This is a genomic window from Alcanivorax sp. 97CO-5 (genome assembly GCF_000524665.1).
In the GTDB taxonomy this organism is placed as follows: Bacteria; Pseudomonadota; Gammaproteobacteria; order Pseudomonadales; family Alcanivoracaceae; genus Alcanivorax; species Alcanivorax borkumensis.
Genome location: NZ_KI965879.1, coordinates 115989 through 128520, shown reverse-complemented (window position 1 = coordinate 128520; position 12532 = coordinate 115989). Strand labels below are relative to the sequence as shown.

8 protein-coding genes are annotated in these 12532 nt (G+C 49.0%); 7 read left to right on the top strand and 1 reads right to left on the bottom strand.

Translation table 11 applies throughout. The annotated features are described in order from the left end of the window. Positions 1–3 precede the first annotated feature (3 nt). The 3 genes from Y017_RS03925 (at position 4) to Y017_RS03910 (ending at position 4563) form a co-directional block, all read left to right on the top strand. On the top strand, positions 4–1662 hold the full coding sequence (locus tag Y017_RS03925; protein ID WP_035459071.1) for a GMC family oxidoreductase: 1659 nt from the start codon (positions 4–6) through the stop codon (positions 1660–1662). Between the two features lie 65 nt (positions 1663–1727). Next, positions 1728–3038, top strand: coding sequence for an NAD(P)/FAD-dependent oxidoreductase (locus Y017_RS03920; protein ID WP_231483386.1), 1311 nt, complete (start codon positions 1728–1730; stop codon positions 3036–3038). Between the two features lie 847 nt (positions 3039–3885). Continuing rightward, positions 3886–4563 (top strand): transglutaminase family protein, encoded by a 678-nt coding sequence (locus Y017_RS03910; protein ID WP_231483385.1) that lies wholly within the window; start codon positions 3886–3888, stop codon positions 4561–4563. Positions 4564–5228: 665 nt separating this feature from the next. On the opposite strand, the gene Y017_RS03905 is transcribed toward Y017_RS03910, so the two are convergent. Next, on the bottom strand, positions 5229–6542 hold the full coding sequence (locus tag Y017_RS03905; protein ID WP_035459063.1) for an ATP-binding protein: 1314 nt from the start codon (positions 6540–6542) through the stop codon (positions 5229–5231). Positions 6543–6934: 392 nt separating this feature from the next. Here Y017_RS03905 and Y017_RS03900 point away from each other — a divergent pair, with 392 nt between their 5' ends. The 4 genes from Y017_RS03900 (at position 6935) to Y017_RS03885 (ending at position 12530) form a co-directional block, all read left to right on the top strand. Then, positions 6935–7177, top strand: coding sequence for an AlpA family transcriptional regulator (locus tag Y017_RS03900; protein ID WP_001070200.1), 243 nt, complete (start codon positions 6935–6937; stop codon positions 7175–7177). After that, positions 7164–8906 (top strand): DUF927 domain-containing protein, encoded by a 1743-nt coding sequence (locus Y017_RS03895; RefSeq protein WP_035459060.1) that lies wholly within the window; start codon positions 7164–7166, stop codon positions 8904–8906. The genes Y017_RS03900 and Y017_RS03895 overlap by 14 nt, the downstream gene beginning before the upstream one ends. A 272-nt stretch (positions 8907–9178) precedes the next feature. Beyond that, positions 9179–9382 (top strand): helix-turn-helix transcriptional regulator, encoded by a 204-nt coding sequence (locus tag Y017_RS03890; protein ID WP_033539344.1) that lies wholly within the window; start codon positions 9179–9181, stop codon positions 9380–9382. Between the two features lie 19 nt (positions 9383–9401). Next, a complete protein-coding gene (locus Y017_RS03885) occupies positions 9402–12530 on the top strand; it encodes a type I restriction endonuclease subunit R (protein WP_081737573.1) in 3129 nt (1042 codons plus the stop codon). The last annotated feature ends 2 nt before the right edge of the window (positions 12531–12532 follow it).

The following is a 12532-nucleotide window of genomic DNA, read 5'->3' as shown; positions in this document are numbered from 1 at the left end:
ATAATGACTCGCCAGAACGGAAAGGTGATCGAACAACAATTCGATTATGTGGTGGTCGGTGCGGGCTCGGCTGGGTGTGCAGTGGCTGCCCGCCTTTCCGAGAGCGGCAGTTACTCGGTGCTGCTACTTGAGGCGGGGCCAGAGAGCCGGCGGAACCCCTTCGTTAACATGCCGCTGGGGTTCCTGCAGCTGATGTTTAGCCGCCGCTTTAACTGGCAGTTCAATACCGAACCGCAGCGTCACATGTATGGCCGCTCACTGTTTCAACCGCGCGGGAAGATGCTTGGTGGCTCCAGTGGCATGAACGCGCAGGTTTATATACGTGGCCATGCTCGTGACTATGATGATTGGGCGAGAGAGGGATGTGAGGGGTGGTCGTACGCCGATGTGTTGCCGTACTTCCGAAAAACCGAGCATTACGAACCGCCGTTGGCACCGGCTGAAGCAGAGTTCCATGGCGAAGGTGGGCCTCTCAATGTGGCCGAGCGACGTTATACGAACCCGCTAAGTTCGGCGTTTGTTGAGGCTGCGGTACAGGCAGGGCACCCGCACAATAAAGATTTTAACGGCAGAGAGCAGGAAGGCGTAGGTTTCTACTACGCTTACCAGAAGGACGGAGCGCGCTGCAGTAATGCGCGTGCCTATCTCGAGCCTGCGGCAGGGCGTTCCAACCTTACGGTTCGTAGTGGTGCTCATGTTACAAGTGTGCTGCTTGAGGGTTCCCGCGCTACCGGTGTCGAGTACCGGTCTGCCACGGGGCTGGTTCAGGTCCGAGCAGGGCGCGAAGTTGTGCTTTGCGGCGGCGCGTTCAATTCTCCACAGCTTCTGATGCTATCCGGAATCGGCCCACGTGAGGAATTGTCCAAACACGGCATTGAGTTACGTCATGCGCTGGAGGGTGTTGGGCAGAATCTTCAGGATCATATTGACGTATTCATGCGTGTCAAAGCACGCAGTCGCCAGAGTATCTCCATGCATCCCAGCTATTGGCTCAAGGGAATGCGGGCGTTACTGCAGTATTTGACCGGGCGGCGCGGTGTATTGACAAGCAACGGTGCTGAGGCCGGCGGTTTTATCCGCTCTCGGCCTGAGGAATCCATACCCGACCTGCAATTGCACTTCGGGCCTATGTTGTATGCTGATCATGGCCGGGACTTTAAGACGGCGATGAGTGGTTATGGCTATATCGTCATGATTTACGGGCTTCGGCCATTGTCGCGTGGGCGTGTCGGTTTGCACAGCGCAGACCCGCTCCAGGCGCCGCTGATCGACCCTAACTATATGGCCGAGACGGCCGACGTTGAGCAGCTGGTTCGTGGCGTTCATTTGGTGCGCAAGATCCTAGCCCAGCGAGCGCTCGAGTCGCACCATGAGGTTGAAATTTCGCCTGGGTCGGCGTTGAAGAGTGATGATGATCTGGCTGAATGGGTGAGGACTAGCGGTGAGTCGGCATACCACCCGGTGGGCACGTGCAAGATGGGGGTAGATGCAATGGCGGTGGTAGACCCGCGTTTGCGAGTCCATGGACTGCAAGGCTTGCGAGTGGTTGATGCGTCCATCATGCCAACCTTGGTTGGTGGCAACACCAATCAACCGGCAACGATGATTGCTGAGAAGGGTGCAGCCATGATCCTTGAGGATGCCAAGCATACTGACGGTTGAGTGGCGTGTGCCGTGCAGCGCGGCGCGTTGCACCACCTCGTGCCATAATCGCGACAGCTAAACCCGTGAACTCACCTACTCATCTCATTAGAAACGGTGCTTATTTACATAATTTGGCCCAAGGCACAGATAAAGAGAGAAGCATGGAAAACGAAAAACAAGATGCCACTGTCATCGTTGGAGGCGGGCACGCAGCAGGTGCGTTGATGACAGCCTTGATACAAAAGAAATATCCACACGAGGTGGTTCTGGTGGGCGAAGAGCCTTATCCGCCCTACCAGCGCCCGCCTTTATCCAAAACGTATCTGTCAGGAGAGGTTAACGAGGAATCTCTCTATTTGAAACCGCGCTCGGTGTATGAAGGTGCGGGGCATCAGTTGCGACTTGGTGTGCGCGTTGAGAACATTGATCGAGACAACAAAACCCTTACATTGTCAGATCAGAGCACACTGAAATATGGCCGACTGATTCTTGCCACAGGTTCACACGTTAGGCGTCTTAATGCGCCTGGATCTGAATTAAAAGGCATCCATTATCTGCATGACATTGCTGATACGGATACATTGCGCGATCAACTGTCACCAGGTACCCGTTTGGTTATTGTCGGTGGCGGCTACATTGGCCTTGAGGTTGCAGCCAGTGCCAGCAAGAAAGGCGTTGATGTTACGGTGCTGGAAGGCGCTGAGCGTCTAATGCAGCGAGTTACGGGCGTTGAGATGTCTTCGTTTCTGTATGCTAAACACAGTGGTTCTGGCGTGGACGTGCGTCTTAATACTGCTGTCACCGGCTTCAAAGCTGGAGATCAGGGGCGAGTGGCTGGCGTAACGTTAGCAAATGGCGAAACGGTTGACGCAGATGTTGTGCTTGTCTCGATTGGCGTTATACCCGAAACGGCTTTGGCTGAGGCTGCCGGCCTATCCTGTGAAGACGGTATCCTGGTGGACGAATATGTCCGCACTTCTGACCCAAGCATCCTGGCGATAGGTGATTGCACTCGTCACCGAAACCTTTTCTTCGAGAAAATGCAGAGGCTCGAGTCCGTTGCTAACGCTGTCGATCAAGCACGTACTGCGGCAGCGACCTTGATGGGAGAGGATAAGCCCTACGATAGCGCTCCATGGTTTTGGTCGAATCAATATGATGTTCGTTTGCAAATGGTGGGGCTCTCGCAGGACCATGATGAACGAGTCATGCGTGGCAGCACGGAAGACAAAGCTTTTGCGGTGTTCTATCTCCGTGAGGGCTGTGTGATTGCCGTTGATGCGGTGAATATGCCCATTGCGTTTATGGTTGGAAAGCAGTTGGTTCAGCACCGTAAGAGTATTAGCGCTGACGTGTTGAGTGATCTGGATGTTGAATTAAAGTCTTTGATCTGAAACCGGTAGTGATTGCCGTTTGTGGCGGTGGCACGGGCTACCGCTACAAGGCAAGGTTGGGAACAAAGGAGATAGAGGGTGAAGTATTCCAATGTTCCTTTCTTATTCGGTGCTAGAACCTTTCGGTAATCTTCGCGGCTAAAAAACTGGCTGGATGAATGAGCTGGAAATAGATTCACCGTAGAATTCTGGGATAACGACTTTTTCTTCATAAAGATAAAAGTCGTTATCCCGGAAGCCGCAAGCAGCGGCCTTTTTTCTCGTCGCCATACCGTCTACCGCCATATGGCTGGTTGCCTCCCCCTCCCGCACGTGATTACCCCCTCCCTGTCGAATTTGGCCGATTACCACCAGGAACAAACAAAGGCAACACGGGCGTTTTGACTTGTGAACGCCAAACGCTATAGGTATTGGGTGACTTAATGCTGGCGCGGGCTTCCACAGTGCCGTTTCGGCATACGTTTTTTAGCGGGTAATTGTCTGTTTCAACTTCCTGATTCGATTTATCAGTGACGGACCCCTTGCCTTCGAACTTAGCTCACCACTGATAATTCAACGCTGTGCTCGGGGATACCCCGGAGACTGGTATTCCCGCCTCATGCTGCTCGAGATTCGTTAGAATCTGACTGCCGGAAAATAGAGGCGTCTTCATCGTAAAAGTATCGAATCAAAACCTCGATAAATTTTTCGGGGAGAGCGCGTGCGGTGAACCTTTCTTTATTGTAGAGGCCATTATTCTGGTTAGTGCTGTGAATGCCGCAGCTAGAGAGGCCGATAATGTTTGGTAATGGCATCGAGTCGATGTGTAGAATGGAAGCGAACATTTTAGATCATGCAGGTAGCAGCGATGGATTTTGAAGCGGCTCTTCAGCCTTCTGAATATATAGATTCTGACAGCCCATCGGTGATCAGTTTTGCTGAAACTGTGGTGGGTGACGAGACGGACCCGATAAAAAAAGCGGTAAAGCTATACTACGCGGTGCGTGATGATATTCGCTACGATCCGTATCGGATTTGTTTCTCGCAAGAGGGGTTAAAGGCAAGCACGACGCTGGCCAATGGCTATGGTTACTGTGTGGCAAAGGCTGTGCTGCTTGCCGCTGCCAGTCGGGCGGTTGGGATTCCTTGCCGTTTGGGCTTTGCCGATGTGAAAAATCATCTGAGCTCTGAAAAGCTGAAAGAGATGATGCAAACAGATGTGTTTGCTTGGCATGGCTATACGGAGTTGTATATCGATACCCGCTGGGTAAAAGCGACTCCGGCGTTTAATCAATCACTTTGCGATAAGACCGGTGTAAAACCGCTTGAGTTTGATGGCATTCATGACTCTGTATTGCATGCATTTGATCAGGCCGGCAATCGTCATATGGAATATTTGAAAGAACATGGCGTTTTTGATGATCTTCCATTTCAGCAAATTCTTGCGGATTTTAAGAAGTATTATCCGGCCTTTAAGGGGTTGTTCGGTTCGTCTGCTGCTGTTGCGGTTGAAGGGCGTTTCGAGGATGAAGCGTCGGCGGGTTAACGATGGGGCGAGGTATTTACACGCTGATGGGTATGCAGTCATTGCTGCCGATCAACAGGTGTTGAGAATAGAGGATGGTGGGTGAGAATTATGTTTCACCCACCATTATGGGTTGGATTATGGTGGGTTTGAGCGGATGTCTCTGGACTCTAATTTAATAAAATTTCAATAAGTACAGGGTTTTAAGGATGGGGAGGTTACTCGATATTCTGGATCTGCTCATTGAGTAGCGGCCTAGACCCTAACAAACTCAACGAGTTATCGAAAAGAAACCGTTCAAAAATGCCTGTTTGCCCACCAAACTGCCCACCACTTGCCTATGGCTTTTACTAAATCTTAGTGGTTAGCAATGGAAAAACAGTGCCGTTTTTATGCTGCTGTTAGAGCTAAAACATAGCAGTTTTGAAGGGCTTTATCGAGCATGATTTCCGTCAACATAGCTTTGCCATTTTTTCACTGGTTCTACACGATAGTAATGAGTCAGCAGAAAGCTCACTTAGCCTGAAATGGGCATTATGGTATCCATTTTAATAGAAATAAGCTCAATATGGATACTATGGTATCCAAGAGAGATAAGACTGAGTGTCGAATGGTAAGCATCAGGTCTACAAATTGTTATCCCTAAGGTAACTTTGTGTAGACCTTCGGGGCTAGGCAACGTGCCTTTACCATCTCTGAGGTAAATACTGCGTGAAATACAAAGGCATCACGATATTGGTTTGTTCTAACGCTGAAGAGCCTTGTGTACCCGTTAACTTAAAGGTTTTATTTGGAGTACATTTTTCAACGTAGGATGCCAACGATTTTGCTCTTGTACGTTTACCACTTTTGACTTCCACAGGGATGATATCGCCTTCATCGGTCGCCAAAATAAATTCGATTTCGGCGCGGGCGTCATTCCATGAATAGCTTGGGTCAACGCCAATAGCTGTGAGCTCTTGTTGCACAAAGTTTTCAGCCACATAGCCTTTGTATTCATAGTTTTGTTGCTTAATCTCTTTATAACTGCTGCCCAGCATATGATTGAGCAGGCCCACATCAAACAGAAATAGTTTAACCATATTGTCTTTTTTATAGGCCGCCAACGGAGATTTAGGTAATCCTTCAATAGGGTAGTTTGGCAAAGCTAAGCGGCAGCAGTTAAGCCAATGGATCGCGGTTTCAAAATCGCTATAACGAGATTTACGCTCATGCACATGCTTAAATTTAAAGCGTTTAACTGACTCATCGCTGACAAGTGATAGCTGGGCTGGAATGCTATTAAACACCGATTCAATCAGTGTGGCATCGACCTTGCCCGCGTACTTACCGAAATCGCGGCGATAACCTTCAACTAAATCGGCATGAATTTTTGTGACTTTTTCAACACGCTCTAGAATGCTTGAATCCTTAAACTGATACCAAGCAGAAACGGCTTCCGGCATACCACCGGTAAAAAAATAGTCGGTTAGTTTATCCATCAATTTAGTGTGCACCGCCGGTGTGCTTGCTTGACTATCAAATGCTTTGATCAGTGTTTGCTCGTTGGATGCGTAAATAAATTCTTGGAAGGTCAATGGTCGTAAATTGTATTGTTCTACCTTGCCCACAGGGAAGGTGTTGAGCAAACCAATATTTGAACCGCTGGCTGCGACAAAATAGGACGGTGCTTTTTCGGCAAAATACTTCAGCGAAGTTACGGCTCGTTCACATTCGCCAATTTCATCTAATATCAGCAAGTCGGTGTCTGGATTGAACGCTTGGTTGGTTAACAACTCAATGTTCATTACTAGCTCGTCAGGTGACAACGAGCCATCGAACGCTTCTTTGTAAGCTGGGTTTTCAAGGAAGTCGATACGAAGGATGTTGGCAAAGGTATTCCCAAACAACTCTTGCAGTAGATAGGTTTTACCTGTTTGTCTTGCGCCATCGATCAATAATGGCTTGCGCACAGGTTGACTTTTCCATGCTATTAGGGCGTTGAGTAAGTTGCGCTGCATTGTCATTTCCCGCCAATTAAGACTGTTAACTGCCTGTAGTATAACTCAGTCTACACTTTTACGCGCAGAAAAGTGCGGAATTTTACATTTTTATGCGCATAAAAGTGTTATGACGTTATCGTTGGGCAAGGCTTTCCCTTTTGAGATGGCTTTGGGCACTTACCCTTTGGGCATCTGGGGCAGTCTGGGCAAAGCCTTAGTTCACGCCACTTAGGCACACACTAACCCTGCCCACAGGGTATTTATCACCAGGGGCTTTATGTAAATTCTGGGGCAGCTCGCTACCTGCACCCTCAGAAAGCTGCACGATCTGGGCATTTATCTGCCTACTGCGTCCGTTTAGTACTGGCAAACTCCTAACTGAACTTAACAGAACAGTGAGGAAGCAAACGATGAACCCAACTACACAATCATCCACCACATCAACACACCCAGCGCGTCAGCAGCGGATTTTGCGCTTGCCCGAGGTAAAGGCAAAAACAGGCTTTGGCCGCAGTACCATTTATGCCCTGATGGCCAGCGGTGAATTTCCCCGCTCCATTCGTATTGGTGCGCGTGCCGTGGGCTGGTTAGAAAGCGATATCGACCAGTGGATTGAAACCCGCCGTATCGGTGCTGCTTATGGCCGTGGATAAACCATCAGCATCAACCCCGTTACCTGCCAATGAGATAAATAACAACATGCCAACATTACCGGCTGGTTTTGCCTATAACGCGCAAAACTGGCTGGTGATGCAACCAACGGGGCAAGATAGCCCAGTTAAAATTTGCTCTTGGCTGCAAGTGGCCGCCCGTACCCGCGATCCGCAAGGGGACAACTACGGCTATTTATTACACTGGTTAGACGATGACAATCGCCATCGTTACTGGGCCATGCCCGCAGAACTATTGGCCGGAGACGGCAGCGAGTACCGCCGAATTCTCCTTAGCCGAGGCATGCGGCTAAGTAACAGTGTCAAAGCGCGGCAGCTGCTCTCGCTGTTTATTCAACAAATGGGCGAACTGGCCACGCAAAAGGCCATCAGCGTGAACTGCATTGGCTGGCATCACCACGCTTATGTGCATCCGCGCCTCACCTTTTACCCAAGCGAACACAGCAACAACCCGCGCATGGTGCTGCAAACCATGCACCCGATAGAAGGCTTTATTCAACAAGGTAGTAGCGACAGTTGGCGCCAGCACGTTGGCCGCTATTGTCTGGATAACCCGCTATTAATCGTTGGTGTCTGCGCTGCACTGGCCGCACCTTTGTTGCACTTGTGCGGGGTGGATGGTTTTGGTTTACACCTCTATGGTGCCAGCAGCACTGGTAAAACCGCAGCGCTGTATCCAGCATTATCGGTGTGGGGCGAGCCTAATCAACTGCGCCACAGTTGGCGTGCCACGGCCAACGGTTTAGAAGGCACTGCGTTAGCACATAACGATGCCTTGCTGGCGCTCGATGAAATGGGCGAAGTTGACCCAAAAGAGGCAGGCGATGTCGCTTATATGCTTGCCAATGGTCAGGGCAAAACCCGTGCAGGCAAATACGGTGAAATGCGCTTACCCGCCCGTTGGCGCTTGGTGTTTTTATCCACTGGCGAAGTGACGCTTGAAAGCCATCTTGCCAGTATCGGCAAGCGTGTAAAAGCAGGGCAGCAAGTGCGCGTGATTGATCTCAGTGCCGATGCTGGAGCGCAAATGGGCGTGTTTAACCAGAGTCATGGTATGAACGCTGCCGATTTAGCCGATCATCTAAAACAGCAAAGTCGCCAACATTACGGCTGCTTGGCCTTGGACTGGTTACGGTATTTAACGCAGCACGGCGCACAGGTGCGACCCGTTTTCCAAAACGTACGCCAACGCTTTTTAGCCAGCTTACCACCCGAGGCTGACGGCCAAGTGCGTCGAGTTGCCGAAAAATTTGCCTTACTGGCCAGCGCAGGCTTGTTAGCCATTCAAGCCGAAGTACTCGATTGGCCAACCCAAAATGTCGAAGCCGCCTGTTTAAGCCAGCTTAACCAATGGATACTCGCTCGCGGTGGTGTGGCCGCCAATGAAGACCAACAAGCCATTCGCCAAGTACGCAGTTTTATTGAGCAGCATGGCGAAAGCCGATTTACGCCTAAGCAAACCGGTTACAGCAGCCAAGTACGCCAACGCGCGGGTTGGATAGACACCAGCGGCCCACAAACCCTCTACCTGTTTTACCCAACCGGCTGGCGTGAAGCCACCGAAGGCCTAAGCCCTGATCGCGCCGCTAAAGCACTAATGGCCGCAGGCTATCTAATCCCCGATGGTAATCGGCCACAGCGCAAAGTCAGCCTGCCCGACAACACACGCCCGCGAATGTACTGCGTGAAAGGCAGCATCTTGGATGACTAAAAAGGTAATGACCCCTGCATGGGCTTGTCGCCTTGTAATGCACCGCCTGTCAACATAAGGGCTGGGTTCAGTTTGTAGTCCATTGCAGACAATACCGCCAGAGGCATTCCCGTGAACCGCTAGCGTACCAACAACCAGCACCGAGCGAATAACAAATGAGCTCAATTATTTGGTTTTAACTCAAATAAGTTGAGAATAATCATAATCGTGGTAGGGTAAGCAACAGTGAAAAATCCCCAAGTTTATGGTTAAGAAAACACCGTGGAGAGAGCATGATCCGCTGCCACCTAGCCCGATTAATGGGTGAGAGAAAAATGCGCATTAGCGACGTGATGCGAGAAACCGGCCTAAGCCGTACCACCGTCACGCTACTGTACAAAGAAACCGCGCTCAAGGTGGACTTAGAAGCGCTCGATAAGCTGTGCGAGTTATTTAACTGCCCTCTAAGCGATTTGCTTGAGCAGGTTCCGAATTAAAACGACTACAAGGAATGTTATGGCCTTCAATACCAAAAAATTCAATGAAGATAGCCGAGTAAAAATCCCTGCCATACTGCATCTGATGCGTCTAGGCTACCAATACCTATCACTTAAAGGGCAAAGCTGGGATCTCGACACCAATATCTTCCCTGACGTATTCAAAACCGCTATCGGCAAAATTAACCCGGGTATTGAAGATGCAGAAGCGGGTCGTTTGCTAGAAGATGTCAAACTACTGCTCGATAACGAAGACTTAGGCAAAGCCTTCTTTGAGCGCTTGTCAGAGCGTTCAAATACTAAGCTGATCGACTTTGAAAACTTCAATAACAACACCTTCCATGTTGTTACCGAGCTAACGTGTCAAAACGGTGATGAAGAATTCAGGCCAGACATCACGCTGCTTATCAATGGCATGCCGTTAGTGTTTATCGAGGTGAAGAAGCCAAATAATCGCGAAGGTATCTTGGCCGAGCGCGACCGCATCAACAAACGCTTTCAAAACCCTAAGTTCAAGCGCTTTGCCAACATCACCCAGTTTATGATTTTCTCCAATAACATGGAGTACGACGACGGCGACCCAGAACCCGTGCAAGGTGCCTTCTATGCCAGTAGTTCTTACCATAAGCCGGTATTTAACTATTTCCGCGAAGAAGAAATCTTAAACTTAACCGCCTTGCTGAAGCCCGTATCGGATGATGACGAGCTAAAAGTCTTAAAAGACAACAATCTGGAAGTGATCCGCAGTAACCCAGAGTTCCAGACCAACAAGCAGCCCGATCGCCCAACCAACCGCATTTGTACCTCTTTACTCAGTCGTGAGCGTTTAGCCTTTATTTTGCGTTACGCATTGGCCTATGTGTCTGAGTCAGACGGGTTACAAAAACACATCATGCGTTACCCGCAGTTGTTTGCCACCAAAGCTATTGAACAAAAGCTAAGCGAAGGCGTTAAAAAAGGTATTATTTGGCACACCCAAGGCAGTGGTAAAACCGCCCTAACGTTTTACAACGTGCGCTTTTTAACTGACTACTTCCAAAAGCAGCAAGTTATTCCTAAGTTTTACTTTATTGTTGACCGCTTAGACCTACTGCAACAAGCGCAGCGTGAATTTACCGCCCGTGGTTTAACCGTTCACACCATCAACTCGCGGGATGCCTTTACGCGTGACATCAAAGCCACACAGGTGATCCACAACCATTCTGGCAAGCCAGAAATCACCGTGGTAAATATTCAAAAGTTTAAAGATGACCCAGATGTAGTCAGCACCAAAGACTATAACGTAACGATCCAGCGCGTGTATTTTTTAGATGAAGTACACCGCAGCTATAACCCCAAAGGCAGTTTTTTGGCCAACTTGAGTCAGTCAGACAGCAACGCCATCAAAATTGGCCTAACTGGCACGCCGCTATTGGGGGATGACTACAACTCACGAGCCTTGTTTGGTGACTACATTCACAAGTACTACTACAACGCGTCTATTGCCGACGGCTACACCTTGCGCTTAATTCGAGAAGAGATCAGCACCCAATACAAAATCGAATTGCAAAAAGCCCTTGAAGAAGCCGAAGTGAAAATGGGCGATGTCGATCGCAAGCTGATTTACGCCCACCCAAGCTTTGTTGAGCCCATGCTGACTTACATCGTAAACGACTTTGAAAAAAGTCGTGGCGCATTAAACGATACCAGCATTGGTGGCATGGTTATTTGCGACAGCTCAGATCAAGCCAAGCAGATGTTTGACATTTTTAATGGCGTTTATGCTGAAACGCCTATACTGCCGCAAACATCCAATTCAAATAGCCAGCTACTCGAAGTCGCTGAGCCTGCGCCAACCAGTTATGCCGAATCGGTTAAACAAGCGCAAAAGGTAAAAAACGCCGCGCTGATTTTGCACGACATTGGCACGAAAGAAGAACGTAAAAACTGGGTAGAAGACTTCAAAGCAGGCAAAATCGACTTTTTGTTTGTGTACAACATGCTACTCACCGGTTTTGACGCCAAGCGCCTGAAAAAGCTTTACCTTGGTCGGGTGATCCGCAAGCACAACCTGCTGCAAGCGCTCACACGAGTGAACCGCACTTACAAAGATTTCCGCTACGGTTATGTTGTGGATTTTGCTGATATTCGTAAAGAGTTTGACGCCACCAACAAAGCCTATTTCGATGAGTTACAGTCGGAGTTGGGCGATGAGATGGAGCACTACTCACACCTGTTTAAATCTCAGGAGGAGATCAAGCAAGAAATCGAGCATATCAAAGACGTACTGTTCCGTTTTGATACCGACAACATGGAAGAGTTCTGCAATCAAATCAGCCAAATACAAGATCGCGACACCGTACTGGCGCTAAAAAAAGCCTTAGCCGATGCCCGCAGCTTGTATAACCTTATTCGTTTGCAAGGCGAGTATGACTTTCTTGATGAACTGGATTTTGCCAAGCTCAATGTGTTGTATCGTGAAACCAGTAATCACTTGGACTTACTCAATCTCAAAAACGACTTAGAAAGCGGCGAAGATACCAGCAACTTGCTCAACCGCGCATTAGAAGATGTGATCTTCAAGTTTGTAAAAATCGGCGAAGAAGAGTTGGTACTGGCCGACAAACTGAAAAATACTTTGCGCCAAACCCGCGAAGCACTGGCCAGCAATTTTGACCAGCAAGACCCGCAGTTTATTAGCTTAAAAGAAGAGCTAGAGCGTCTGTTTAAGAAGAAAAACTTAAGCGAAGTCACTCAAGATGAAATGGTTGCCAACATCGACGCGCTGAATAAAATTCACGACCGCGTCAAAGAGCTCAACCGCCAAAACAACCAACTTCGGCAAAAGTATCTTGGTGATGCCAAGTACACTCGTATTCATAAACGCTTACAAGAGCGCCAGCAAAGCCAAAGCGATATTAGCGAATCAGAACGCAAAATTTTTGAAGCATTGGCAGGAGTAAAGCAAGATGCCGACGAGCAAGTGCTCAACAACAGCCAAGTGCTGGATAACGAAAGTTACTTCGAACGGCAAATGATGCCGCTGGTGATTGGCCGCTTTATGAAAGAACAGCAAATCAAACTTAACGCCGACGCCTCGCGTTACATTAACCACCTCGTCGTCGCAGAATATTTAAAAGAATTTAATACCGGCAGCCAAGCGTGGTAATG

Excerpts from the sequence above, each read along its gene's own strand:
- Y017_RS03905 (WP_035459063.1), bottom strand. The coding sequence starts at position 6,542 with ATGCAGCGCAACTTACTCAACGCCCTAATAGCATGGAAAAGTCAACCT.
- Y017_RS03885 (WP_081737573.1), top strand. The coding sequence starts at position 9,402 with ATGGCCTTCAATACCAAAAAATTCAATGAAGATAGCCGAGTAAAAATC.
- Y017_RS03900 (WP_001070200.1), top strand. The coding sequence starts at position 6,935 with ATGAACCCAACTACACAATCATCCACCACATCAACACACCCAGCGCGT.
- Y017_RS03910 (WP_231483385.1), top strand. The coding sequence starts at position 3,886 with ATGGATTTTGAAGCGGCTCTTCAGCCTTCTGAATATATAGATTCTGAC.
- Y017_RS03925 (WP_035459071.1), top strand. The coding sequence starts at position 4 with ATGACTCGCCAGAACGGAAAGGTGATCGAACAACAATTCGATTATGTG.
- Y017_RS03890 (WP_033539344.1), top strand. The coding sequence starts at position 9,179 with ATGATCCGCTGCCACCTAGCCCGATTAATGGGTGAGAGAAAAATGCGC.
- Y017_RS03895 (WP_035459060.1), top strand. The coding sequence starts at position 7,164 with ATGGCCGTGGATAAACCATCAGCATCAACCCCGTTACCTGCCAATGAG.